The following is a 24,518-nucleotide window of genomic DNA, read 5'->3' on the forward strand; positions in this document are numbered from 1 at the left end:
GTATTGATCGCACATGTATTTCCTTCAGGAATGTGTGACTGTCACTGCTCGCGAAGTTCGTCGAGGCGGACCGCGGCCGAGATTCGGAACAGGTGTTCGTCGCTGCGCCATTCGGGCCCCAGCAGCGTCTCCAGCCGGTGGAGGCGCTGCAAGATCGTGTTGGTGTGGTAGTTGAGGGCCCGTGCCGTTTTCGTCGGGCTGCCCTCGTTGCGGACGAATGCGCGCAACGTGGCGAGGAGGTCCGTGCCCTTGCTGTCGTCGTAGGCGCGCACCGGACCGATGGTCTCGTCGATGAACGCGTTCAACGTCCGCGCATCGGTGTCGAACAGCAGCGCGTACGGCAGGTACGCGTCGGTGCTGACCGCGGCGTCGGTGGTGCCGAGCGCAGCCAGCAGGCGAGCGGTGCGGAGCCCCGACTCGAATCGGGCGGGAAGCGCGTCCGGCGACTCCGCCCGGGGTGTCGTGATCGCGAGCACCGGGCCGTGCAGCGTTTCCCGCAGGTAGTCGCGCAGATCCGTGACGAGGTCGCGCGGGACGGTGGTGGTGAGAACCACCGCGACCATGCCGGCATGCTCCCCGACGAGGCCGCGATCACCGACGAACGCGGTGGCCGCTCGGGCGGCGGTGGCCCGGTTCTCGGCCGGGACCGAGATCAGCACGACGGTGTCGAGGGCGGCGAGGGTGACTCGCTGGGCGCGCACCCGTCGTTCCAGATCGCGGCGCCGCTCGGGTGCCGGGTCGAGCAGGTCCGCGACCAACTCGACGCGGGCCCGCAGGTCTGCGTCGGCGACCGCGTTCTGCTGCAGCACCAGCAGTGCGCCGACCTGCGCGGCGCGTTCGATGGTGCGCTCGTCGACCGGTCCCAGTTCGAGGTCCCCGGACCCGACCAGTACCGCGCCGAAGTACAACTCGCCCGCGATTACAGCGGCCACGATCGGCGTCCCGGGGTCGTCGACGCGAACGCAATGGCCGGTGGTCCGGCTCCTCGTGATGGCGTCGAGCACCACCGGCGGCAACTCGACGGACACTTGCCCGGCCGGCGTGGGGTGGGAGGCGACGGGGTGCAGATCCCGGTCGACGATCGTGACCGTTCGCCCGAGTGCCGTGGACAGCGTGCCGGCTACCTGCTCGAATCCGCCTCCGACCAGAACCGCCTCGATGAGTTCCTGGTGCACCACGGTGGACCGGTCGCGGACCTGCAGGTAGTCGGTCAGCCGGTCGAGTGCCGTGCGGGCCTCGTCTTCGGACCTGCGAACCTGCTCGAGGGTGCTGGCGGTCTGCAGCACCACCGACGCGTGGTCGGCGAGCGCGGACAGCACGGCGATCTCGTCCGGGGTGAAGGCGTACTCCTGGCGGGTGGCGGCGAACAGTACACCGAGCACGAGACCGTCGGACAGCATCGGCACCCCGAGGATCGACACGATCCCTTCGGCTGCGACCGCGTCGTCGATGAGTTCCTCGTGCGGTCCCTCCGCGTAATCCTGATAACGCAGAACCCATTGCGCGGCACGGGAATCGGCAATCTGGCTGGCCAGCCCCATTCCCGGGGGAACGCGCAGGTGCTGGAACTGCGGCGTCACCGAGCCGGCGGTCTTGCGGACGTTCAGCTCACGGGTCGCCGGATCGAACTCGGACAGGTAGGTGACGTCGGTGCCCATCATCTCGTGGGCGCGGCTCACCAACCGCCCGAGGAGTGCGTCGATGTCACGGAGTTCGGCGAGTTCACGGGCGCTCGAGAACAACACCCCGAGTTCGCGCTCCCGTCGCCGCAAACGCGTCAGCTCGACCCGGTGCCGGCGCACCTTCTCCGCGAACGCCGCCCTGTCGGCCGGGCCGGTAGCGACCCGGTCGAGCGCATCGCGCACTGCGGCCGAGTCGACCGTCAGTTCGCCGACCATCGCGTCGGCGAGTACCCCCAGCGCGTCGCCGTTCTCCCGTGAATCCATGACCACACTCTGCCTTGGCAGTTGTCGAAGTAACTACTGGCTGAGACCGGCGCCGGTGTTCGGGATGTCAGGTCCGGTCAGGTAGCCCGGTCTAGTACTTCGGTCTATGTCGGATACTCTGGGTGTGCCTCGTGCTCGGCGAGCGAAAGGGTCTGCACATGCGAAGCGACGACGACGCCCGGAGTGGCGGCTCCGTTCCGATGCCCCGGCAGGCCGTCACCATGCAGGACATCGCCGACCGGGTGGGCGTGTCGAAGGCATTGGTCTCCATGGTGTTTCGGCGTGTTCCCGGGCCGAGTGCGGAGACGCGGAAGCGGGTCCTCGACGTCGCGGACGAGCTCGGGTACCGACCGAACCGTACGGCCGCACTGATGTCGCTCCGGCGAACCCACCTCGTGGGTGTGATGGCGGATATTCGCAACAGCTTCCACGCCGAGATGGTCGAGTACATCGTCGCCGCCGCCGACGAGCACGGGTACGAGGTGGTGCTCGGCGCCCTGACTCCCACGCACGCCGAACCGAAAGTCGTCGAAACGCTGCTCGATTTCCGCTGCGAAGCCTTGATCCTGCTCGGCACCGAACTCGGCACCGACGTGCTCGACACGCTCGGGGAGCGGGTACCGGTGGTCGTGGTCGGTCGCCGCGTCGGTGACGGCGCCGTCGACGTCGTGCGGACGGCGGACGGCAAGGGGATCGGCACGGTCGTCGACCATCTCGTGGAGCTGGGACACCGCCGGATCACGCACCTCAGCGGTGGTACGGGCACGATTGCAGCCGACCGGAGGTCGGGATACACCCGTGCCATGCGTCGTCACGGACTCGATATCGACGTCGTCGAGGGCGATTTCACCGACAGCGCCGGAACGGTCGCCGCGGGCACTCTGCTCGGGCGGTCGCAACTTCCCACCGCGGTGATCGCGGCCAACGACCGCAGTGCCATCGGGCTGATCGGCGAACTGCGCAGCCGGGGTGTGCGGATCCCCGAAGACGTCTCGGTCTCCGGATACGACGACAGCGTGCTCGCCCAGCTGGCGCACATCGATCTGACGTCGGTCAATCAGCAACCGCGGGAGCAGGCCGCCACCGCGGTGGATGCGGTCATCCAGCGGCTGGACCGGGGGAGGACCGAGTCGGTGGCTACCGTCCTCCGCCCGCGGCTCGTCGCGCGCCGTACCACCGGGCCCGCGCCCGAGCCGATGGAAGGATCCCGGTCGGGCGTGTCCTGACCTGCGACGGCCGTCAGTGTTCGGCGGGCCGGGTTTGCACCGCCTGCGCGGGCAATGTGCCCAGATCGTGGGTGTAGAGCCAGGTGGTGGCCCTTTCGTAGAAGTGCCCGAAGGCGACCGGCATGACGAGGTCGCGAAACCGGCGCGCGATCGGGCCGACGGTCTTGGCGTCGCGGTTGGTGCGGGCCGCCTTGGCCATCTTCCCGATTCGGGCGCGGCGGAGCCGGTGGTACTCGGCGAAACCTTCCCCGGTCGAGTCGGCATCGGCGAGTGCCCGAGCCAGGACCACGGCGTCTTCGATGGCCATGGAGACGCCCTGCCCCGCGCCGACCGGGTGGGCGGCGTCGCCGACGAGGACGACGCGTTCGTCGTGCCAGATGGGGACTTCGGCCAGCGTGTGCATGAGCGTCGGACGGTGCAATTGCGTGGTCGCCCTGATGATCTCGAGCGCTTTCGGCTCGAACCGGTACAGCTCGGCGAGTCGGTCGAGCCACCGGTCGTCGCCGATATCTGTCGGTTTCGGTGCCGGGGATCGGCAACCTGCGCGGACCACCACACGGTTCCGTCCGGAGCCGGGATGTGGAGAAAGGCGCCGCAGCGCGCGAAGACCATGTTGAACGTGCCGGTCTCGGCCGGGACGCCGTCGGCGACGCCCGAGACGCTTTAGAGCCCGCCGTATACGGGTCGGGGCGCGCCCGGATCGAGGACCGACCGAGTAGCCGACCTCCGCAGCACCTCGACCAGGGAATCGCGCATCAGCGTCGCGCTGAACAGCGGATCCCCCGACAGCCGTCCGCGCGGAACTTCCGCGAGCAGCCTGCCCGTACCGGACCACATTCGCTGAGTGGGCACCGCGAAACCGGCCTGCTGCACCTGGTCCAGGCAACCGAGCGCCTCCAGCCCCCGCAGTCCGTTGGATGCCAGACTCAGAAATGAGCCCACCTGTCCTGCCGGGTCGGGGTGTGTTTCGTAGAGGGTGACGTCGAAACCGATGCGGCGCAATGCGATTGCAGTCGCGGTCCCGGACACACCTCCGCCTGCGACGATGGCCTCCACGCGTCCTCCTGAACTGTTATTCACTGAATTAATACTCAGTGAAAGTCTATTCGGTGTGCGCAGGAAGGGGGCGTTCGTCAAGGGGTGCGGCCTGTTGGCCGGCCCGCCGGGGCGGGGGTTGACAGGGTGTCGTGACTCAGCTCATAGTAGTCGTACTAGACCGGTTAAATAGACCGAACTAGCCGGAGGGCGTCTTCACACTCGTGCGGGTGTCTGTGGGTAGCCGACGTGCACTCCCGCCGGGTCAACATCACACCGAAAGGCTTCCACTCATGACTTCCAACTCGATCGGTGTCGCCGTCATCGGCGGCGGCATGGCCGGACGAGCACACGCCGCCGGATATCGCATGGCGTCGACGCTGTTCGGAACCGACCGCCCCGACGTGCGGCTGGTCGCGATTGCCGACACCAACCAGGCAGTCGCCGACGACACCGCGAAGCGGTACGGGTACGAGCGGGCCGAGTACAGCTGGCAGGCCATCGCCGAATCGCCGGACATCGACGCCGTGAGCGTCGTCGTCGCGAACCAGTTGCACCGGGAGATCGTCGAAGGCCTCCTCGCTGCCGGGAAGCACGTGCTGTGCGAGAAGCCCCTGGCCGGGTCGATCGCGGACGCCGAGGCCATGGTCGCGGCCGCCGCGGACGCCGACACGATCGCGACCGTCGGGTACACCTACCGCCGGTCGCCGGCCATCCAGGCGATCCGCGACGAACTCGCGACGGGCCGCCTCGGCGACATCATCCACTTCAACGGGCACTACTGGTGCGACTACGGCCTCGACCCCGCTTCGCCGATCACCTGGCGGTACCGCGGAGGTCCCGGAACCGGCGCGCTGGCAGACGTCGGCAGCCACCTGCTCGACATGGCCGAATTCGTCTGCGGGCCGATCGTCGAGATCAGTGGCGCGACCTTCACCACGGTGATCACGGAGCGTCCCGTGCCTGCCGGAGTCACCTACGGCCACACCAAGGCCGAGACCACCGGTGAGATGGCACCCGTCGAGAACGAGGACCTCGCGACGTTCACGGCGCGCTTCCAAAACGGCGCGGTCGGCACGTTCTCCGCTTCCCGTGTCGCGCACCAGCTTCCGGACGGACTCGGTTTCGAGCTGTTCGGGACGTCCGGCTCCGCGGCGTTCGACCTGGCTCGCGCCGCGGAATTCTCGGTGTCCAGCGAGGGCCTCGACCGCACCGTGAACGGTCAGCGTCGGGTGATCATCGGACCGCAGCACCCGTACATCCAGGGTGGCCTGCCGATGGATGCCGGCGGCGTCGGCCACGGCAAGGCGGAGTTCTTCGCCTACCAGGCCCGGGCATTCCTCGACCAGATCGCCGGCATCGACGTCCTCGGCCCGCTGCCGTCCTTCGCCCACGCGCTGCGCGGCATGCAGATCGTCACCGCCGTCGCGGAGTCCGCCCGCGCCGACGGAGCAGCCGTCAAGATCGGCTGAACCGCAAAACTACTGAACCCGAACTTCTTCCCACCACGCAAGGAACCCTCATGAAACTCGGTGTGTACACCGCCGTCCTGCACGACCGCAGCCTGCGCGAGGCGCTGGAGACCATCGCGTCCCTCGGGCTCGAGGGCGCGGAGATCAACGCGGGCGGATTTCTGCCCACCCCGCACCTGCCCGTCAAGGAACTCCTCTCCGGTGAGGTGTCACCGCAGGACTACCTGAAGGTCTTCGACGAGACCGGCGTCTCCATCGCCGGCCTGAACTGCAACGGCAACCCGCTGCACGCGGATCCCGAGGTGGGCCCCGAGGACGCCGAGGACCTGCGCAACGCCATCAAGGTGGCGGGCCTGCTCGGTGTGGATCGGGTGGTCACGATGTCCGGGCTGCCCGCCGCGCACGCCGGCGGCCAGTGGCCGGCATGGCACGTGAACACATGGGACAGCGGCTATCTCGACTCCCTCGACTACCAGTGGGATCAGGTGGCGGTGCCGTTCTGGAAGGAGATCGACGCGCTCGCCCGTGAGAACGGTGTCAAGGTCGCGATCGAGATGCATCCGCAGAACCTGGTGTTCAACCCGCCGACCCTGAAGCGTCTGGTCGAGAAGACCGGTGCGACGAACGTCGGCGCCGAGATGGACCCGTCGCACCTGTTCTGGCAGGGCATCGATCCGGTCGCCGCTGTCGACTGGCTCGGCGACCTCGTCTTCCACGCCGCCGCGAAGGACACCCGGATCAACGAGAACTGCAAGATCTACGGTGTTCTCGACGACCGGTTCACCCGGATCTCGGCCGACCAGAACCCCACCGGACTCGGTGGCAAGCACGTGGTCAACAAGTGGCCCGAGGACTCGGCGTGGGACTTCGTCGCCGTCGGCCGCGGACACGACGTCGATTTCTGGTCCCGTTTCCTCGCCGCGCTGCAGCGGGTCGACCACGACATGGCGGTCAACATCGAACACGAGGACGTCGAACTGGGACAGCTCGAAGGACTGCAGGTCGCGGCCCGCACCCTGAAGGATGCGGCTTCCGCCGTGGCCTCCCGCTAGAAACCGGTGACGGCGGCCAGGCGGTCGAGGACCAACCGGAGCGGCGGCCAGGTCGACCTCCCACGACGGGTCACGGCGTAGGCCGTCAGCACGACCTTCGGGTTGGTGAGCGGGCGGACCGTGACTTCCTTGCGCGTGGGACGGTCGGCGGGCAGCAGACCTACCCCGTAGCCGGCGGCGACGAGGTCCTCGACGAGGTCGAGGCTGTCGATCTGATGGGCGATGTGCGGTGTGAAACCCGCGAGCGAGGCCAGGGTGCGGACGGCGTCCTCGTCGGCAGTGTTGCGGGAGTTCACGATCCAGGGCGAACCGGCATAGGCGGCGACGTCTGCGGGTCCGTTCCCGGCGGGCGTGGGGACGCCGAGTCCCCAGGGAGTCGACCACAACGGGACGGCCTCGAGCGCGGTGCCCGGGGATGCCGGTGCCAGGTTGTAGTCGTAGGTCAGGGCGAGGTCGAGTTCGTCGTCGGCGAGCAACGCGAACGCCTCGACCGGCTCGTACTCGCTGATCACCACGTCCACCTGAGAGTGGGTGCGGGCCAGTTCGGCGACGACCGGGAGCAGCGACACCCGGATGCCCGTCGCGAAACCCCCGACGCGCAGGGTGCCGACCGGCTCGGCGTGGGGGTCGAGGTCGAGCCGGGCGGCGTCGACGGCCGCGAGGATGGTGACGGCGTGGTCGGCCAGCCGGCGACCGGCCGGGGTGAGCCGCACCCGGCGGCCGGTCGGTTCGACGAGCTGCGCACCCGTCTCCTTCGCCAGTGCGGCGATCTGCTGGGAGACGGTCGAGGTGGTCAGCCGGTGTGTCTCGGCGACCTCACGCATGGAGCCGAGACGGGAGAGCTCGAGCAGGAGATGGAGGCGTCGGGTATCCACCCACGTATTGTTCGCGATATCCGAACGGTTTGTCCATGAAAGTCACGTGGACGTGAACGGTCGAGGTGTCATTCAATGCAGGCATGACCAGGAACTCGACCCACGTCGGCGCGACGATGGCGCTGACCTCGATGCTGTGCGTACAGAGCGGACTTGCGATCTCCGTCGGCGTGTCCGAGCGCGTCGGCGCCGAGGGCGCCGCCTGGTTGCGCCTGGCGTGGGCGGGGGTGTTGCTGGCCGTGATCGTGCGGCCTCGGCCGAAGGCGTTCACGCGTTCGTCCCTCGGCGCGTGTGTTCTCCTCGGAGTGGTCACGGCGGCGGTCACCCTGCTGTTCATGGCCGCGGTGGACCGGATCCCCCTGGGAACAGCCAGCGCGCTGGAGTTCCTCGGGCCCCTCGGTGTCGCTGTTCTGCACAGACGAGGTCGCCTGAAGTGGCCGGCACTGGCGGCCGTGGGGGTGCTGCTGCTGACGCAACCCTGGGCCGGCGGCGTCGACCCGGTCGGAATCCTGTTCGCGCTGGGCGCGGCTGCGTGCTGGGCCCTCTACATCGTGCTCACCCAGCGCGTGGGCGACGAGGTGGCCGGTCTCAACGGGCTCGCGGTGTCCATGCCGGTCGCCGGGTTGGTCGCGACTGCGGTGGGCGGGCCGTCGATGCTCGGAAAGATGACGCCGGACCTGTTGATCATCGGGCTGGGTTTGGCGATACTGCTGCCGGTCGTGCCGTTCACGCTGGAGATGCTCGCCCTGCGCCGGCTGAACACCGCCGCGTTCGGGACGCTGATGAGTCTGGAACCGGCGTTCGCGTTGATTATCGGGCTCGTGGTGTTGCACCAGATTCCGGACCACGCGGCCGTCGCCGGTATCTGCTTCGTGGTCGCGGCGGGAATAGGAGCGGCGCGGGCCGGGTCGCGTACGACGCCCGACCAGGGCGACGTCGCGGAGTCTGCCGCACCGTTGTCCGCCCCGACCTGATACCTTGAACGTCGTTCAAGTTTGAGGCAAGAGGAGTCGTCATGGCAGATGTCGAGAGTGCTCGGGTGTCGAGGCTCGGTATTTCAGCGCGGGACATGGCGCAGATCGCGGTCTTCGCCGCGCTGATCGCGGCGCTGGGACTGCCCGGCGCCATCACGGTCGGCTTCAGCGGAGTGCCGATCACACTGCAGACGCTCGGCGTCATCCTCGCCGGCGCGGTGCTCGGCGCTCGCAAGGGCACAGCCGCCGTCGCGGTCTTCATCGCACTGACCCTCATCGGCCTGCCCCTGCTGTCCGGTGGCCGCACCGGACTGACCGCGCTCGCAGGCCCGAGCGCCGGATACCTCATCGGCTGGATTCCCGCGACGCTGATCATCGGCCTCCTCACCGCCCGGATCCTGCCGAAGTACCCGGTCGTTCTCGGTCTCCTGATCAACGCCCTCGGCGGGATCGTCGTCATCTACGTCTTCGGCACCGTCGGACTCCTGCTCCGCACCGATCTGGGTGTCGGCGCCGCCATCACCACCAACTTCGCCTTCATCCCCGGCGACCTGCTCAAGGTCGTCGTCGCGACCGTGGTCGCCAAGAGCGTGCATCGCGCGTACCCCGGCCTGATCCGTACGTGAGTTCCGAACTCGGCGGCTCCGGCGATCAGCCCGCTCTCGATTTCGAAGACCGCACCTACACCTACGCCGAACTCGACCGTGCCATCGACCGATGGATCCTCGAGCACGGCTCGGGTGCGTCTGCCTACGACGCGTCGACGCTGCCGGTCCCGGACGCCCTGATCTGCGTGTGCGCGGCGGCGCGGCAGGGGACGGCGGTGATCGTCGAGAACCCCGACGCGCGCCCGGACCGCACGGTGATTCCACCGTCCGCGTTTCTGCTGGTCGCGACGTCCGGCTCCACCGGCAGCCCGCGTCCGCTCGCGCGCACCGCGGCCTCCTGGTTCGACAGCTTCCCCGCCTTCACCGCGATCACCGGCATCGACGCGACGGACCACGTGCTGATCACCGGCCCGTTGCACGCCACGATGCACCTGTTCGGCGCCGTGCACGCACTGTGGCGTGGGGCGTGCGTCACCGACGACCCGTCCCGGGCGACGGTGGTGCACGCCGTTCCCGCCGTTCTCCGTGAGGTGGTGGGGAAGGCCCCGAAGCTGCGCACGGCGATCGTCGCCGGCACCGCCCTGGACGACGGCGCCCGCGCGGTGGCGGACGGCATCGAGATCGTCGAGTACTACGGCGCCGCGGAACTCTCCCTCGTCGCGGCGCGCCGGGTGCCCGAACCGCTCCGGCTGCTCGACGGCGTCGACGCCGACATCCGCGACGGTCTGCTGTACGTCCGGTCGCCGTACAGCGTGATCGGAGTCCCGGAGTGGTTCGGCGTCGGTGATCTGGCCGAACTCGGTGACGACGGCGAGCTGACGGTGCGCGGCCGGGGCGAATCCGCGATCAACGTCGGCGGCACCACGGTGGTTGCCGAGGACGTCGAGCGCATCCTCGCGACGGTCGACGGTATCGCCGCGGCCGCCGTCGTCGGATCGCCGCATTCGGTGCTCGGCGAGACCGTCACCGCCGTGGTGGAGCTCGACGGCACCGCGGACATCGGCGACGTCCGTTCGCGCGCACGCCGGATGCTGACGAAGGAAGCCCTGCCCCGCCGCTGGGTGCCGATCGAGTCGATGCCGCGGACCGCCAGTGGCAAGGTCGCCCGTGGCCGAGTGAGAGACTGGCTGGCATGAGCTCTGTCCCTGTTCTGGTGGCGCCGCGTCGGACGCCGATCGGCAATGCCGGGCACGGGTTCGCCGATGTGACCACCACCGATCTGGCCGCCCCGGTGTTGCGCGACGTTCTGACGTCGCTGCGGGAGTCGGGCCTCGACGCCGAGGTCGACGACGTCGTCCTCGGCAACTGCCTCGGGCCGGGCGGTGATCCCGCGCGGGTCGCGGCCCTGCAGGCGGGGATGGGCGTGGAGGTTCCCGGGGTCACCGTCGACCGGCAGTGCGGTTCCGGCCTCGACGCGGTGATGCAGGCCGCGCTCCGCGTGCGCAGCGGTGCCGACGAGCTGATTCTGGCCGGCGGCGTCGAATCGGCGAGCACGGCGCCGTGGCGGTTCTGGCCGCCGGTGTCGGGCGCCGATCCGGTGCGCTACACCCGTGCTCCCTTTGCGCCGCACGGCTTCCCCGACCCCGACATGGGGGCGGCCGCGGACGAGCTCGCGCGGGTACGCGGCATCAGCCGTGAGCGGCAGGACGCGTACGCGGCGCGGTCGCACACGCTCGCGGCCGCCGCCGACTTCTCGTCGGAAATCGTGCCGATCGGTGACATCGCGCGGGACCAGCGCATTCGCGCGGGCATGACCGAGGCCAGGCTCGCGCGGCTGCGCCCCAGCTTCGGTGCGGGCGGAACGGCCACGGCGGGGAACTCCTGCGGCATCTCGGACGGCGCCGCCGTGCTGGCGGTGACGACGGAGTCGCTGGCCGCCGGACTGCCTGCGTTGCGAATCCTCGGTTCCGCCGTCGCGGGATCGGACCCGGCGCTGCCCGGACTCGGACCGGTCCCCGCAATCCGCAAACTCCTGAAGAGAACCGGATACGACGTGGCGGATCTGGGCGTCGTCGAGATCACCGAGGCCTTCGCGTCGGTGGTCCTGGCGGTGTCGGACGAACTCGGCCTGGACGAATCCGTGATCTGCCCACAGGGCGGCGCCATCGCCATGGGACACCCATGGGGAGCGTCGGGGGCGATCTTGCTGGTGCGCTTGGCAAGTCAGATGCTGCGCGAGGACGGACCCGCGCTCGGGCTCGCGGCGTGCGCCATCGGCGGCGGACAGGGCATCGCGATGCTCGTGGAGCGCGTGTCGTGAGTGAGATCGTCTTCGATTCGGTGACCCATGCCTTCGGGGACCGCCCGGTGCTCCGCGGCGTCGACCTGCGCTTCTCCGAGCGCCGCGTCGGCATCATCGGATCCAACGGTTCCGGCAAGTCGACCCTGGCCCGCATGATCAACGGGTTGCTGAAGCCCACCTCCGGCACCGTCACGGTCGACGGTGTCGACGCCGCCAAAAAGGGCGCCCAGGTGCGCCGCAAGGTCGGGTTCGTGTTCACCGACCCCGACACCCAGATCGTCATGCCCACGGTGTCCGAGGACCTGGCGTTCTCGCTGCGCCGGTCCGGTCTGAGCAAGCCGGAGATCGCCGCCCGCGTAGAGGAGATCCTGGTGCGGTTCCGGCTCGACCAGCACGGCGATCACCCCGCGCACCTGCTGTCCGGTGGCCAGAAGCAGCTGCTCGCCATCGGCGCCGTCCTCATCCGCAGGCCCGAGGTGATCATCGCCGACGAGCCGACCACACTGCTGGATCTGCGGAACGCCCGCGTCGTCGCCGAAGCACTCGATTCGATGGACCAGCAGGTGATCGTCGTGACCCACCAACTGGCGCTGCTGGAGAGTTTCGAACGGGTCATCGTCATCGACGACGGTCTCGTCGCATTCGACGGCAGCCCGGACGACGCCGTCCCCGCGTACCGGCAGTTGGTCGAATGATCGGCCTGTACCGCCCGGGCGACTCGCTCCTGCACAGGATGCCCGCCGGGCTGAAACTGCTGCTGTTGATCGCGTCGATCGTCACGGCCACCGTGTTCGTGCGCACCCCGCTCGAGGTCGGTGTCGTCATCCTGGTGGTGGGCCTGCTATTTGCGGTGGCTGCCATTCCGTGGCGGGTCGCGGTGGCGCAGTTGCGTCCGGTGGTGTGGATGTTGTTGATCATCGCCGTGTTCCAGGTGCTGATCACGTCGCCCGCGCGGGCGGTCGTCGTGTGCGGGGTGCTGCTGATCTCGGTGGCGCTCGCCGCGTTGGTCACGCTCACCACCCGGGTCACCGACATGCTCGACACGGTGTCGCGCGCACTCGGGCCCCTCCGGAGGTTCGGGGTCGACCCGGATCGGATCGGACTCCTGCTCGCGTTGGCGATCCGGTGTATCCCGCTGTTGACGGGGATCGTGCAGGAGGTGGCGCAGGCGCGGAAGGCACGCGGGTTGCAATGGTCGATGACGGCGCTGGCCACACCGGTTCTGGTCCGCGCCCTCCGGACCGCGGATGCGATGGGCGACGCCCTCGTCGCACGGGGAGTGGACGATGACTGAGCTGCTCGCCGAGCGTGTTGCTCGACGGGCCGCCGAGAACCCGGAGACGACAGCGGTCGTGTCCGCACGCGAGACCGTCGACTACGGCCGGTTCTGGTCGCGGGTCACACGCACCGCCGCCGGGCTCGACGGCATGAATCGGGTCGCCGTGCTGCCGACGTCGGATGTCGGGTCGCTGGTCGTGGTGACGGCGGCGATGCACGCGGGAGTCAGCGTCGTGCTACTGCATCGGCATCTCCTGCCCGCGCAGCTGACGCGGGTGCTCGAGCTCGCGAAACCCGGCGCCGTGGTGGCCGCGTCGCACCAGCACACCAGGCTACGGAGACTGGGATTCGACGGGACCGTCGAGACGGCGGACAGCCTCGAATCCGACGGCACCGCAGGCCGGGCGCGTCCCGGCACCGAACTGCTGGTCGGCATCACGTCCGGCACCACCGGTGAGCCGAAGCTGTTCGTGCGCAACCAGCGATCGTGGGCCACGACCCTCGACCGCTCGGACACGACGTTCGACATCGGTAGCGGGGATCGCGTGGCGGTGCCCGGAGTTCTCGACCACACCCATTTCCTGTACGGCGCGCTGCACGGGCTCACTCGTGGTGCGACGGTGGATCTGCGACCGGTCACCCACTCGCTGCGCGACGCAGCGACACATCTGTACTCGGTACCCACCATCGCCTGGGATGTGGTGCGGTCGGGCATCGGTCCGGTCGGCAGCGTCCGTGAGGTGCTGTCGTCGGCGGCCCGGTGGCCGCGCACCGGGCGTGAGGCGTTGCAGGAGGTGCTGCCGAAGGCGTCGCTCGTGCACTTCTACGGCGCCTCCGAACTGAGCTTCGTGTCCTTCGACCGGGGTCTCGGCGCCGCCGACGAGCATGCGGCAGGCGAACTGTTCGACGGCGTCGACGCAGAGATTCGCGCGGGCCTCGTTCACGTGCGCAGCGACATGCTGTTCGACGGCTACCTCACCGAGGACGGCGTGCTGAACGGCCCCGCCGACGGGTGGATGACCGTGGGGGACCGAGGCAGGGTGGCGGGCAACAGCCTGCAGTTGTTCGGCCGCGACAGCGACACGGTGATCCGGGCGGGGCTCAATGTGGAACCCGCGGCCATCGAGGCGGCGTTGACCGCACTCCCCGGGATCTCGGAGGCTGCGTGCATCGGAGTGCCCGACAGCCGGATGGGTGAGGCACCGGCCGCCGCGATCGTGGTGGACGGCGACGGGCCGAGTTCCAGCGAGATCTGGCGGCATCTGCGCGCCACGTTACCCAGCCCGAGCATGCCGGTTCAGGTACTCGCGGTCGACAGCTTGCCGCGCACACCGCGCGGCAAGCTCGATCGTCAGGCGCTCGCCGCCACCCTGTCGGCGTCGCGGGACCGGAATCCCGTGTAGCCCGTCAGATTTCGAGGCTCAGCAGGTGATAGCCCAGCGTCTTGCCGTGTCCGTCGAGTGCGGGGGAACCCGTGACGCCGCCGCCGAGGACGCCCGGCAACTCGAACACCATCGCCATCAGGTTCGGCTGGCAGGTGCGCCGGGCCGGACCGGTGATCAGCTCGCCGTAGTGGGCGGCGACGACGTCTTCGGTCAGTCTCCGGGCGAGACAACGGTAGGCGGCGTGGTCCCGGGCCAGCACGGCAAGGATGAGCGTGTCTCCCTTGTCTCCGGCACGAACGTCGGCGAGGGAGTCTATCTTCTGAACCGTTGCGGGCGTGGTCATGTCGTCACCTCCGTGAGGTGCACCCGGGTGGGCACGAGGTCGCGGGGGAGGGTGCACGAGCGGATCGCGAGTACCTCGGTCGCCGAGCGCCGGGCGCCGCCCCCGCCGGCCGGTCCGTTGGTGTACAGGCTTTCCACTTCCCAGCCGACGAGGTCGGCTTCCTCGCGGGTGCGTGCGCGGGCCGTGACCCGCAGTCGAACCTCGTGCGCATCGGTGTCCGTGTCGAGGCCGCGGAAAGCCGCACCGGCGCCGATGTATTCGACGGAGACGGCGTCCTCGGTGAGACCGTGCACGTCGACGAGTCGTTCGGTGACGATGTCCGCGGCGAGCCGGGCGCGGGGGTGGGCGCGCGGGCCCGCGTAACTGATCTGCCCCTCACCGAGCCAGCCGCCACGGAAGCCGAGGGTGACCTTCAGCTGCTGCGGCCGGGGGCGTCCCGTCGCACCGGTGATGGCGACCCGGTCGGGTCCCACATTGGTGAACGACACGTTGCCGAAGTCCGCGGTCACGTCCGGCGTGAGATACGAGGTGGGATCTCCCACCTCGTACAGGAGTTGCTCGGCGCAGGTTCGTTCGGTGAGTATGCCGCCGGACCCGTCGAGTTTGCCGAACGTCGCCGATCCGTCGGCGAGGACGTCGGCGAACGGGAAGCCGAGATCGGCCATGCCCTTCACCGGTTTGGTGACGGGATCCGCGTAGTACCCGCCCGTGAGTTGTCCGGCGCACTCGAGCAGGTGCCCGATCGCGGTTGCGGCGCCGATGGTGTCGTGGTCGGCCAGGTCCCATCCGAAGTGGTGGGCGAGTGGGGCGACGTAGAGGGAAGGATCGGCCAGCCGCCCGGTGACGACGACGTCGGCGTCCAGTTCGAGCGCGGGGATCACGGCCTCCGCGCCGATGTACGCGTTCGCGGACACGAGTTCCTCGTCGTGCTCCGACAGTCGTCTCCCGGTCTCCCACACGACGGGGTCGTGGCGCAGCACCTGCTCGAGCACCGCGTCGCCCGTGATCGCAGCGATGCGCACCTGCCGGTCGGCGGACCGGGCCGCGATGCCGGAGACCAGTTCAGCGGCGGCGAGAGGGTTCGCGGCACCGGCATTGGTGATCACAGTGGTCCCGGACGCGAGCGTGTGGGGGAGAACCGCGCGCATGCGTGCGGCGAGGAGCGGATCGTATCCTTCGTCCGGGTTCTCCAGTCGGCGCGCGTTTCCGGCGGCGACGGTGCGTTCGCCGAGGCATTCGAAGATCAGGTAGTCGAGGTCGGCGTGCCGGGCGAGTTTCTCGGCGGGGTCGATGCGATCTCCGGAGAACCCGGATCCGGCGCCGAGTCGCACGCTCCGCGAGGCTCTGTCGCGGGTGCTCGATGGTGTCACGGGCTCGAAGTCCTTTGCTTGTTCGACGGGTGGTGGGGTGTCTCGGCTGCGGTGATGCCGCGGACGATTACAACGAGATGGCACCGGTGATCAGCGCCATCACGGTCATCACGATGGTGGTCCCGAAGGCCCAGCCGAAGATGAACCGCTGGTGCTTGCCGAGGTCCACCTTGCTCAGTCCGATCAGGATGAACGTCGCGGCGGTCAGCGGGCTGAGCGGGAATCCGGTGGTCATCTGACCGAGGATGGCGGCGCGGCCGATCTCCGCGGGGTCGCCTCCGAACGATGCCGTGGTTTCCGCGAGCACCGGGACGACGCCGAAGTAGTAGGCGTCCGGCGTGAAGACCAGACTGAGCGGCATCGATGTGACGGCGGTGATGACGGGGATCAGAGAGCCGGCGGACTGCGGAATCCAGGAGACGAAGGTCTGCGCCATCGCGGTGATCATCCCGGTGCCATTCAGGATTCCGGTGAGCACGCCTGCCGCGAGGATCATCGCCACCACCATGGTGACGTTGCCGCCGTGCTTCGCGAACAGGGCCTGCTGGTCGTCCCACTTCGGGCGGTTGACAGCGAGCGCAAGTGCGAATGCGATGGCGAATGCCACCTCCAGCGGCACGAGCTGGAACAGCAGGATCACGATCAGGACGAGGGTGAGCACGGTATTGAACGCCATCACCACCCGTTGGCGACCGGTGCGCACCGGCGCGTCGGAGACGTGCGGCGTGCCCGGACCGCCGCCGCCGGGAGACACCAGTTCGGTGACGCCGAGCCGCTTACGTTCCGTGCGGCCGATCATGTAGGCGGCGAACAGGACCCACAGGATCCCGGCGCCCATCGCGGGCAGGACCGGCGTGAAGATGTCGGCGCTGGTCAGGTCGAGCGCGGCCATGGCGCGGACGGTCGGGCCGCCCCACGGAATCATGTTCATCAGTCCCGCGGCCAGGCAGACGATGCCGGTCAGGACGACCGGGCGCATCCCGAGTTTCTGGTAGATGGGCAGCAACGCCGAGATGGTGATCAGGAAGGTCGAGGTTCCGTCACCGTCGAGCGCGACGAGCAGGGTCAGCACCGCGGTTCCGACGGCGATCTTGGTGGGATTGCCACCTGCCCACCGGACGATCCGGCGGATCGCCGGATCGAACAGTCCCACGTCGACCATCAGGCTGAAATACAGGACCGCGAAGGCGATCATGATGGCGACGGGCGCGACCTTCAGCAGCCCGTCGCCCACCATCTCCCCGAGGTCGGGTGCCCATCCGCCCACGATCGCGAACGTGACGGGAACGAGGATCAGTGCGACGAGCACCGAGACCCGGCGGCTGAACGCCAGCGCCAGGAAACAAGCGATCGTGGCGAACCCGAGCGCGGCAACCATGTGACCTCCTTCGAAATGGAATCCCAGTGTCGCGCGCCTCACAATTGTGCGTCAAATATCAATGAATGATCGATTCATGAGTTCAACTCATGAATATCCCAGCATGAATACCCGCCATACTGATGCGCATGAGCATCAATCTCGGGATTTCTCACCTGAGGAGCATCGTCGCCATCGCCGACTACGCGAGCTTCACCGCGGCGGCCCACGCACTCGACGTGTCTCAGTCCTCGCTGAGCCGCTCGGTCGCCGAGGCCGAGCGCAGACTCGACGTCACGCTGTTCGAACGCACCACTCGCCGTGTCGAGCTGACCACGCACGGGCACGAGATCATCGAACACGCCCGGCGGATGCTCCACGATTTCGACGACGGACTCACTCAGATCGAACGATTCGTCAACGGCGACCGCGGAATCGTGACGGTGGCATGCCTGCCCTCGCTCGCGGCCACGTTCCTTCCCCCGTACGTGGTGAGCTTCCGCGAGCAGCACCCCGACGTGCGCCTCCAGATCCGGGACGGACTACGTCAGGAGGTTCTCGACGCCGTGTACTCGGGCACGGTCGACCTCGCCCTGGTCACCACCTCGGGCATTCTGCCCGGGCTGCAGCAGGACGTCCTGACGAGCGACTCCTTCTATTGCGCTGTCGCGCCGACACATCCGTTCGCCGATCGGCCGGTACTGCTGTGGTCGGATCTCGCCGGACAGCCGTTCATCGCGTTCGGACCCGAGAGCAGCATCGCGGCGCCCGTCCGCCGGGCCGTCGAGGACGCACGCATCGAACTCGGTCCCGTCATGCAGGCGCAGAACATCGGCGCGGTAGCGGGACTGGCGGCGGCCGGGCTCGGCGTCACCGCGGTACCCGAACTCGTGCTTCCCATGATCTCGTTCGCCGGACTCGTCCACATACCCCTGCAGCCGACGGTCGAACGCACCATCTCCCTCGTTCAGGTCGCCGGCCGACCCCAGACGGCGAGCACCCGCGGCTTCGTGAACATGCTTCTCGCCGACCGAACTCCTGATCGAGGAACCGATTCCGGCTAGAGTTCCGGCATGTCACCTTCTCGCGCAGATCATCATCGACTGAACTACGTGGAGTTGTCGGTCACGGACCTCGCGGACGCGGAAGCGTTCTACCGCTCGGCATTCGGCTGGAAATTCAACTCCTACGGCCCGCAGTACGCGGGCATCGTCGGTGCGGACGGTGAGGAAGTCGGCGGCCTGCTGCAGGTTCCGGAACGGAAGCCGGCAGGCGGACCGCTGGTGCTGCTGTACTCGGTGGATCTCGACGCGTCGGTGGATGCGGTGCGGGCGGCCGGTGGCACCGTCGTCAACGGCCCGTACGACTTTCCCGGCGGGCGCCGCTTTCACTTCACCGATCCGAGTGGCAACGAACTCGGTGTCTGGTCGTCGGCCTAGTATCCGGCAGAGGATCTAGTCGCGGTGTGCGACAGGGCCGGTGGTCGCGCGTCGGACGAGGTGCGGTGCGAGCACGAGGTCGACGGCCTTGTCGCCGGCGATCTGAGCCAGCGCTCCGTCGACGGCGGCCTCGGCCATGCGCGTCGCGTCCTGGGAGATCGTCGTCATCTGCACGTGCGGAATCCTCGCCAGGCGGGAGTCGTCGTAGCCCACGACGGAGATGTCCGCGGGCACGTCCCGGCCCCGGCGGACCAGTAGGTCGAGCACGCCGGTGGCGCACCGGTCGTTGAAGGCGACGACGGCGGTCGGGGGAGTGGCCATCTCCAGAAGTTTGTGCATGCCCTGTGCGCCTTCGGTTTCCGTCGTACCGCCCGCCACGACCGTTGCCGAAGCCGACAGTCCGTGCCGGTGCATCGCGGCCAGGAATCCGGCCCGCCGGTCGGCACCGCCGGGAGCGTCGGCGCCGTCGATGTGCGCGATGTTCCGGTGTCCGAGTTCGGTGAGGTGGTCGACGGCCAGGGTGATGCCGGCGACGTCGTCGCCCCGCACGGCACCGACTCCGGGCAGGCCGCTCGCGCGCGCCACGACGAGGGCGGGCACGCGGTCGGCCAGCGCGCCGAGCTCGTCGCTGTCGAACCGGGTGCCGAGGAGGATCGCGGCCTCGCAGCGCTCCCGCAAGAGCGCCTGGACGGCGACCTTCTCGGCACGACTCGGCGCGACCGCGCTGAGCATCACGTCGTATCCCCGGCGGGTGGCCGCCGCGTAGATCTGTTCGACGACATCGCCGTGGAACGGCTGCTGCAGTTCGAACACCACTCCGAGCAACCGGGAACTGGCCTGGCGCAGTTTCTGTGCGCGACGGTCGGGGACGTAGCCCATCTCGTCGGCGATGTCGAGCACCCGCCTGCGAGTGGCCTCGCTGGCGCCGGGAACTCCCCGCATCACGATCGAGACGAGCGCTGTGGAGACTCCTGCCGCTCGCGCCACATCGCCCATCGTCGGACGGGCGCCACCGGTCGATCCCGCCACCGGTTCGACCACGTGCACGACTCCTGTCCTCCCGGGCCCCGCGCTGTCCGCTCGAAGCTGCTCTTGACCAATGATCGCACGAGTCCTACGGTCTAGAACTAGAACGTACTAGTTCTCCTCTACCTCCACCCTTCCACTGCACTGGAGCGCACCCATGTCACTCAGCGAAGCCGCAACCGTCCACTCGACGGCGCCCGCTTCCCACCCGGTCCGCATCGCGACGATCGGTGCCGGACGCATCGGCTCGAATCACGCGGAGATCGTGGCCCGCCTGGTCCCCGGGGCGTCGCTCGTCGCCGTCAGCGACCCGGTCGGCGAGTCCGCGCAGCGCCTCGCCACCGCGTTGGGAGCGCCGATCGCCACCGCGACCGTCGACGACGTCCTCACCGGCGACGAGGTCGATGCGGTGCTGATCACCGCCCCCGCGCGAAGCCACACGGATCTGGTCGTCGCGGCCGCGGCCGCCGGCAAGCACGTGTTCGTCGAGAAGCCGATGGCAGTGACCCTCGCCGATGCCGACCGCGCCATCGCGGCGGCCGCCGACGCCGGCATCGTCCTGCAGGTGGGGTTCAATCGCCGATTCGCTCCCGGATTCGCCGCCGCCCGCGCCGCGATCGACGCGCAGAAGGTCGGAACCCCGCAGCTGCTGCGTTCGCTGACCCGCGATCCCGGGCCGTACACCGCCGATCCGGCACGCGTTCCCCAGTGGACGATCTTCCTCGAAACGCTCATTCACGACTTCGACACCCTCTGCTTCCTCAACCCCGGCGCACGCCCGGTGCGGGTGCACGCCGTGGCCGACGCCCTGGTACGACCGGACGCCAAGAGCTCGGGCCACCTCGACACCGCAGTGGTGACGGTCCAGTTCGACAACGGCGCCATCGCCACGGCGGAGGCAAGCTTCAGTGCGCTGTACGGATACGACGTGCGCGCCGAGGTGTTCGGCTCCGGCGGCATGATCACCGCAGGCAGCGGGCTCAGCACCGACATGACGTACTACGGCCCCGACGGGCTGCACGCCGACACCGCGCGCCGCGACACCGACCTCCTGCACTCCGCGTACGTGGGGGAACTGACCGCCTTCGTCGACGCGATCCGCACCCACACACCGGCGGTCGTCACAGGCCACGACGCCCGCACCGCGCTGTCGATCGCACTCGCCGCCGTCCGCAGCGTCGAGACCGGCTCCGCCGTCGACCTGGACCGGTGACACCGATGACCACCTATGCGCTCGCCGCCAGCGCCGAAATGCTCTACCTCGACCTGCCGTTCCTGGACCGCGTCCACCGCATCGCCGAACGCGGTCTCCAGGTCGAGATCTGGGACTGGTCCACCAAAGACATCGACGCTCTCGCCGCCGGCGGCGCCGAATTCTCCTCGATGACCGGCTATCTGGAGGGCAACCTCACCGAAGCCGACGGCATCGAGGCTCTGCTCACCACGGCGCAGCAGTCCCTCGACGTCGCGAAGCGGCTCGACTGCCCGCGACTGAATCTGCACGGAACCGGGCTGGACAACCGGGGACTGCCCGTCCGTCCGGTGGAAACGGTCACGCCCGCAATGTGGCTGACCGCCGCCGACACTCTGCGGAAGGTCGCCGAACTCGGCGAACAGGCGGGGCGGGTGTTCACGCTCGAGAACCTCAACCTCGCCGTCGATCATCCTGGCACCCCGTTCGCGACCGCGGCCGACACTCTCGCTCTCGTCCGGGCGGTCGACAACCCTCACCTGCGCATGAATCTCGATCTCTATCACGCCCAGATCGGCGAGGGGAACCTCATCGAACTCGTCCGGAAGGCACTGCCCTACATAGGGGAGATCCAGGTCGCCGACGTCCCCGGACGCTGCGAACCCGGAACCGGCGAAATCCACTACCCGGCTGTCGCAGCCGCCCTCCGCGACCTCGGCTACACCGGCGTCGTCGGACTCGAAGGGTGGGCGAAGAACGATCCGGACGATGCGCTCGACGCGTTCGAGGCGGCATTCGCGCAGCCGTAGGGATGTCCTGGCCGCCCGTCTGTCACGCGGGGGTCATCGTCGGCGTTCGCGCGCCGATCGGCCGCTGCTCGATCCGCTGCCCGGACAGACGACCGGTGTGGTGAGCCTCGATCATCCGCTGCTCCGCGCGTTGGGACCCGCGCAACCGCAGGGAGGAGGCGGCCGCGGTGTCGAGGAGCGCGCGCAACGCCGGTTGCTCGGCGGCCAGCGCTTTCCACGTCGCATTCAGGGGGGTGCCGTCCTCGACCGCCTGGTCGAGGCGGGCCGCGAGGTGGTTGCTCCACCGGTGCTGAAGTGCGAGAAGGATGTTGTCGGCCGAGCCGAAAAGCTCGATCGCGCCGGGTACTTCGTCGAACCGCAACGCCTGTGCGGGGTCGGCGTGCGCCCGCCCCAGGACTTCTTCCAGTACCGCCCGGCGTGCACGGAAATCGTTCCACGACATCTCGGCCACCTCCGTAGTTTCGTTGATGACGGCAACGCTACGGATCCGCGGCAGCGGTTTCGCCGTGCCACGGTCGCGTTCTCGTCTCCTACCGTGGGCGGAGGGGATCTCCGCTCCGGAGAGGACGCGGTGCGGGTGGGTCTTCGCCTACGCTGGTCGTGTGCAGGTGACGGCATTTTTTCGTCGACGCGTGGCGGAGAGTGAGTACGACTATCCGCTCGCTGTGCCGGTGTTCGCGCACATCGCCGTCGTTGTCATCGCCGGTGCCGCTGTCGCGCAACGCGACGGCTTCGTGCCGCCGGGGTGGGTCCTGCTGTGTGGCCTGGTCGCCGCGGTGACCCCCGTTGCGGGAGACATGATCAGACCGGGAGCGGTGCTTCCGCGTCCGTTCCTGGCCGTCGTCGTCATCGCTGCGGCCGCACTGCTGCTTCTGCAGCAACCCGACACCGCGTTCGACTTCGCGCCGCTCATCCTGGTGATCCTGACCGCCGAGGTCGCGGCAACGGCGTCACTGGCCGTCAGTCTCGCCACCTTGGCTGCCGCGATGGCAGTCCTGACTGCGTTTGCACTGACGGGCCGACTCGACGGTGCGCCTTACGCTCTCGCCGGAGTCGTGCTGGGCTGGGCCTTCGGCTACCTGATGCTCACACAGTTGCGCCTCCTTCATCAGGAGCGGGCCTCGAAGGCGATCCAATCCGAGCAGGCCGCCACCCGTGAGCGCCAGCGAATCGCTCGCGAGGTTCACGACGTCATCGCCCACTCGCTGAGCATCACGCTGCTGCATCTGACCGCGGCCCGCCGCGCGCTCGAGCAGGACCGCGACGTCGACGACGCAGTGGACGCGCTCTCCGACGCCGAGCGACTCGGGCGGCAGGCGATGGCCGACATCCGGCGCACCGTCGGGTTGCTCGACGCAGGTCCGGCGGGCACCCGTCCCGAGCCGGGTGTCGCCGATCTTCCCGATCTGATCGACGACTTCCGCCGTGCGGGTCTGCCGGTGGCCTTCGACATGCGCGGGGACCTCTCTGCCGTGACCGGCGCAGTCGGTCTCGGCATCTACCGCATCACGCAGGAGTCGCTGGCAAACGTCGCCAAACATGCACCCGGCGCCAGTGCCGACGTGCGACTGACGATCGAGCCGGAACGCGTGACGCTGGATATCCGCAACCCGACCCGAGGTCGGGTGACCCCACCGAACGGCTCACTCGGTTCCGGTCTGCGGGGCATGCGTGAGCGCGCCGCGCTGCTCGGTGGCACATTCCGCGCCGGCCCGGACGGCAGGGGATGGTCGGTGCACGCCGCGGTTCCATTGCCCCGAGGCTCCTGCCGGCCAGCGATTCTCCGTCACATCCCGGGACTGTCGTGACGGGCCCGGAGATCAGGGTGCTGCTGGTCGACGACCAGGAACTGGTGCGGTCGGGGCTGCGCCGGATCCTGCGGCGCAAGGACGGCTTCATCATCGTCGGCGAATGCGCCGACGGCTCGGAGGTGCCGGGCGCGGTGGCGGAGCACACCCCGGACGTCGTGCTCATGGACCTCCGGATGAAGAAGGTCGACGGTATCCGCGCGACCCGCGATCTCCGGTCGGGAGCGCAGCCGCCGCCGGTGCTGGTGCTCACCACGTTCGACGACGACGAACTGCTGTCCGGGTCGCTCCGCGCGGGTGCGGCAGGGTTCATCCTCAAGGATTCGCCTGCCGAGGACCTGATTCGCGCCGTACGCACCGTCGCCGAGGGCGGCGCCTGCCTCGACCCCGCGGTGACCGGACGCGTTCTCGCCACGTACCGCACCGTCGCGCCGTCGTCCGACGGGGGCCGGAACCACCTCACCGAGCTGACTGCGCGGGAACTCGATGTGCTCGCGCTCATCGGGCGTGGGCACAGCAACAGTGAGATCGGCCGTGAGCTGGGTATCTCGGGCGTGACCGTGAAGAGTCACGTCGGGCACATCTTCCTCAAACTCGATCTCCGCGACCGCGCGGCCGCCATCGTGTACGCCTTCGATCACGGCATCGTCTCCCCGGGCGACGCCGGGCCGGAGCGCGTTTCCTGACGCCGGGCCGCATTCTGCGCTTAGTATTCGTTCACCCCCACGAAGGAATCGATCATGATCGCAATCGGTGTGGTTCTCATCGTCATCGGCCTGATCGTCAAGATCTCGTCACTGTGGATCGCAGGCCTCGTCGTCGGCGTCGTCGGCCTCGTTCTCCTGCTCGTCGGATTGCGGGGCCGCAAGGTCGGCGGACGACAGTACTGGTACTGACAGGCTCGCACGCAAGGCGCACACCGGCGACGACGAATCGCGTGGAGGGAGGCCGAAGGTGAATGCGGGACCGGACGTCAACACTCATTCTCGGGATCACCACGTTATTGACCTCTCCCGTCGTCGCTCGCACCTGAAAGGGACGGGCACTCCCAGTCACGTTGCGGCCGTGCCGTATCGAAGAA

General features: G+C 68.8%; 26 protein-coding genes. 17 read left to right on the forward strand and 9 right to left on the reverse strand.

Annotation, left to right across the window (positions count from 1 at the left end):
• Nucleotides 1-41: 41 nt before the first annotated feature.
• On the reverse strand, nt 42-1,946 hold the full coding sequence (locus tag QM693_RS05550) for a helix-turn-helix domain-containing protein (protein WP_283351662.1): 1,905 nt from the start codon (nt 1,944-1,946) through the stop codon (nt 42-44).
• Nucleotides 1,947-2,104: 158 nt separating this feature from the next.
• Between QM693_RS05550 and QM693_RS05555 the strand changes: the two genes are divergently transcribed.
• Nucleotides 2,105-3,172 carry a LacI family DNA-binding transcriptional regulator gene (locus QM693_RS05555; protein ID WP_280780680.1) on the forward strand — a complete coding sequence of 356 codons (1,068 nt, stop codon included), beginning with the start codon at nt 2,105-2,107 and terminating at the stop codon, nt 3,170-3,172.
• Between the two features lie 13 nt (nt 3,173-3,185).
• Here the strand turns inward: QM693_RS05555 and QM693_RS05560 are convergent, their stop codons facing one another.
• Both QM693_RS05560 and QM693_RS05565 read right to left on the reverse strand, forming a co-directional pair.
• The gene (locus tag QM693_RS05560; RefSeq protein ID WP_283351663.1) at nt 3,186-3,725 is read right to left on the reverse strand and encodes an FAD-dependent oxidoreductase; all 540 of its coding nucleotides are present in this window, start codon (nt 3,723-3,725) and stop codon (nt 3,186-3,188) included.
• A gap of 110 nt (nt 3,726-3,835) precedes the next feature.
• Nucleotides 3,836-4,228 (reverse strand): FAD-dependent oxidoreductase, encoded by a 393-nt coding sequence (locus QM693_RS05565; RefSeq protein WP_283351664.1) that lies wholly within the window; start codon nt 4,226-4,228, stop codon nt 3,836-3,838.
• 272 nt (nt 4,229-4,500) lie between these two features.
• On the opposite strand from QM693_RS05565, the gene QM693_RS05570 reads away from it, so the two are divergent.
• Nucleotides 4,501-5,679, forward strand: a complete 1,179-nt coding sequence (locus tag QM693_RS05570) for a Gfo/Idh/MocA family protein (RefSeq protein ID WP_283330927.1) — start codon at nt 4,501-4,503, stop codon at nt 5,677-5,679.
• A 50-nt stretch (nt 5,680-5,729) separates the two neighbouring features.
• Nucleotides 5,730-6,731 (forward strand): sugar phosphate isomerase/epimerase family protein, encoded by a 1,002-nt coding sequence (locus tag QM693_RS05575; RefSeq protein ID WP_283351665.1) that lies wholly within the window; start codon nt 5,730-5,732, stop codon nt 6,729-6,731.
• On the opposite strand, the gene QM693_RS05580 is transcribed toward QM693_RS05575, so the two are convergent.
• Entirely contained in the window at nt 6,728-7,606 is an 879-nt protein-coding gene (locus QM693_RS05580) for a LysR family transcriptional regulator (RefSeq protein ID WP_283351666.1), read from the reverse strand. The two genes, QM693_RS05575 and QM693_RS05580, sit on opposite strands and share 4 nt — an antisense overlap.
• A gap of 83 nt (nt 7,607-7,689) precedes the next feature.
• On the opposite strand from QM693_RS05580, the gene QM693_RS05585 reads away from it, so the two are divergent.
• Genes QM693_RS05585 through QM693_RS05615 form a run of 7 tightly spaced genes read left to right on the forward strand, consistent with a single transcriptional unit; the run spans nt 7,690 to nt 14,111 of the window.
• Entirely contained in the window at nt 7,690-8,580 is an 891-nt protein-coding gene (locus QM693_RS05585) for an EamA family transporter (protein ID WP_283351667.1), read from the forward strand.
• A 41-nt stretch (nt 8,581-8,621) separates the two neighbouring features.
• Nucleotides 8,622-9,206, forward strand: a complete 585-nt coding sequence (locus QM693_RS05590) for a biotin transporter BioY (RefSeq protein WP_283330931.1) — start codon at nt 8,622-8,624, stop codon at nt 9,204-9,206.
• Nucleotides 9,203-10,324: a class I adenylate-forming enzyme family protein gene (locus QM693_RS05595; protein WP_283351668.1), complete on the forward strand. Its 1,122-nt coding sequence runs from the start codon at nt 9,203-9,205 to the stop codon at nt 10,322-10,324. The genes QM693_RS05590 and QM693_RS05595 overlap by 4 nt, the downstream gene beginning before the upstream one ends.
• Nucleotides 10,321-11,448 (forward strand): thiolase family protein, encoded by a 1,128-nt coding sequence (locus QM693_RS05600; protein ID WP_283351669.1) that lies wholly within the window; start codon nt 10,321-10,323, stop codon nt 11,446-11,448. Before QM693_RS05595 ends, QM693_RS05600 begins: the two co-directional genes overlap by 4 nt.
• Nucleotides 11,445-12,125: an energy-coupling factor ABC transporter ATP-binding protein gene (locus tag QM693_RS05605; RefSeq protein WP_283351670.1), complete on the forward strand. Its 681-nt coding sequence runs from the start codon at nt 11,445-11,447 to the stop codon at nt 12,123-12,125. The genes QM693_RS05600 and QM693_RS05605 overlap by 4 nt, the downstream gene beginning before the upstream one ends.
• The gene (locus QM693_RS05610; RefSeq protein ID WP_105417355.1) at nt 12,122-12,724 is read left to right on the forward strand and encodes an energy-coupling factor transporter transmembrane component T family protein; all 603 of its coding nucleotides are present in this window, start codon (nt 12,122-12,124) and stop codon (nt 12,722-12,724) included. The genes QM693_RS05605 and QM693_RS05610 overlap by 4 nt, the downstream gene beginning before the upstream one ends.
• Nucleotides 12,717-14,111: an AMP-binding protein gene (locus tag QM693_RS05615; RefSeq protein ID WP_283351671.1), complete on the forward strand. Its 1,395-nt coding sequence runs from the start codon at nt 12,717-12,719 to the stop codon at nt 14,109-14,111. Before QM693_RS05610 ends, QM693_RS05615 begins: the two co-directional genes overlap by 8 nt.
• Before the next feature lie 4 nt (nt 14,112-14,115).
• Here the strand turns inward: QM693_RS05615 and QM693_RS05620 are convergent, their stop codons facing one another.
• The 3 genes from QM693_RS05620 to QM693_RS05630 all read right to left on the reverse strand — a co-directional run bounded on the left by QM693_RS05620 (nt 14,116) and on the right by QM693_RS05630 (nt 17,184).
• Complete coding sequence (locus tag QM693_RS05620; protein ID WP_283351672.1) at nt 14,116-14,436, reverse strand: AtuA-related protein; 321 nt, start codon at nt 14,434-14,436, stop codon at nt 14,116-14,118.
• Nucleotides 14,433-15,806, reverse strand: coding sequence for an acyclic terpene utilization AtuA family protein (locus QM693_RS05625; protein WP_283351673.1), 1,374 nt, complete (start codon nt 15,804-15,806; stop codon nt 14,433-14,435). The genes QM693_RS05620 and QM693_RS05625 overlap by 4 nt, the downstream gene beginning before the upstream one ends.
• 67 nt (nt 15,807-15,873) lie before the next feature.
• Complete coding sequence (locus tag QM693_RS05630; protein WP_283351674.1) at nt 15,874-17,184, reverse strand: CitMHS family transporter; 1,311 nt, start codon at nt 17,182-17,184, stop codon at nt 15,874-15,876.
• Between the two features lie 122 nt (nt 17,185-17,306).
• On the opposite strand from QM693_RS05630, the gene QM693_RS05635 reads away from it, so the two are divergent.
• Both QM693_RS05635 and QM693_RS05640 read left to right on the forward strand, forming a co-directional pair.
• Nucleotides 17,307-18,227, forward strand: coding sequence for a LysR family transcriptional regulator (locus tag QM693_RS05635; protein WP_349307485.1), 921 nt, complete (start codon nt 17,307-17,309; stop codon nt 18,225-18,227).
• 9 nt (nt 18,228-18,236) lie between these two features.
• Nucleotides 18,237-18,602, forward strand: a complete 366-nt coding sequence (locus tag QM693_RS05640; protein ID WP_283351676.1) for a VOC family protein — start codon at nt 18,237-18,239, stop codon at nt 18,600-18,602.
• Between the two features lie 15 nt (nt 18,603-18,617).
• Here QM693_RS05640 and QM693_RS05645 read toward each other — a convergent pair whose 3' ends face one another.
• Entirely contained in the window at nt 18,618-19,643 is a 1,026-nt protein-coding gene (locus tag QM693_RS05645; RefSeq protein WP_283351677.1) for a LacI family DNA-binding transcriptional regulator, read from the reverse strand.
• Between the two features lie 142 nt (nt 19,644-19,785).
• On the opposite strand from QM693_RS05645, the gene QM693_RS05650 reads away from it, so the two are divergent.
• Together QM693_RS05650 and QM693_RS05655 are read left to right on the forward strand one after the other, a co-directional pair.
• The gene (locus QM693_RS05650; RefSeq protein ID WP_283351678.1) at nt 19,786-20,841 is read left to right on the forward strand and encodes a Gfo/Idh/MocA family oxidoreductase; all 1,056 of its coding nucleotides are present in this window, start codon (nt 19,786-19,788) and stop codon (nt 20,839-20,841) included.
• A gap of 5 nt (nt 20,842-20,846) precedes the next feature.
• On the forward strand, nt 20,847-21,629 hold the full coding sequence (locus tag QM693_RS05655) for a TIM barrel protein (RefSeq protein ID WP_283351679.1): 783 nt from the start codon (nt 20,847-20,849) through the stop codon (nt 21,627-21,629).
• Nucleotides 21,630-21,651: 22 nt separating this feature from the next.
• On the opposite strand, the gene QM693_RS05660 is transcribed toward QM693_RS05655, so the two are convergent.
• A complete protein-coding gene (locus QM693_RS05660; RefSeq protein ID WP_283351680.1) occupies nt 21,652-22,080 on the reverse strand; it encodes a hypothetical protein in 429 nt (142 codons plus the stop codon).
• Nucleotides 22,081-22,096: 16 nt separating this feature from the next.
• Here QM693_RS05660 and QM693_RS05665 point away from each other — a divergent pair, with 16 nt between their 5' ends.
• From QM693_RS05665 to QM693_RS05675, 3 genes are read left to right on the forward strand one after another with little or no spacing between them, the layout of a single operon-like run.
• Nucleotides 22,097-23,437: a sensor histidine kinase gene (locus tag QM693_RS05665; RefSeq protein WP_349307486.1), complete on the forward strand. Its 1,341-nt coding sequence runs from the start codon at nt 22,097-22,099 to the stop codon at nt 23,435-23,437.
• Between the two features lie 17 nt (nt 23,438-23,454).
• The gene (locus QM693_RS05670) at nt 23,455-24,123 is read left to right on the forward strand and encodes a response regulator transcription factor (RefSeq protein ID WP_283351807.1); all 669 of its coding nucleotides are present in this window, start codon (nt 23,455-23,457) and stop codon (nt 24,121-24,123) included.
• Nucleotides 24,124-24,177: 54 nt separating this feature from the next.
• On the forward strand, nt 24,178-24,333 hold the full coding sequence (locus QM693_RS05675; protein WP_283351682.1) for a hypothetical protein: 156 nt from the start codon (nt 24,178-24,180) through the stop codon (nt 24,331-24,333).
• Nucleotides 24,334-24,518 lie beyond the last annotated feature (185 nt).

Source organism: Rhodococcus sp. IEGM 1305, from assembly GCF_030058635.1.
Classification (GTDB): Bacteria; Actinomycetota; Actinomycetes; order Mycobacteriales; family Mycobacteriaceae; genus Rhodococcus_F; species Rhodococcus_F opacus_D.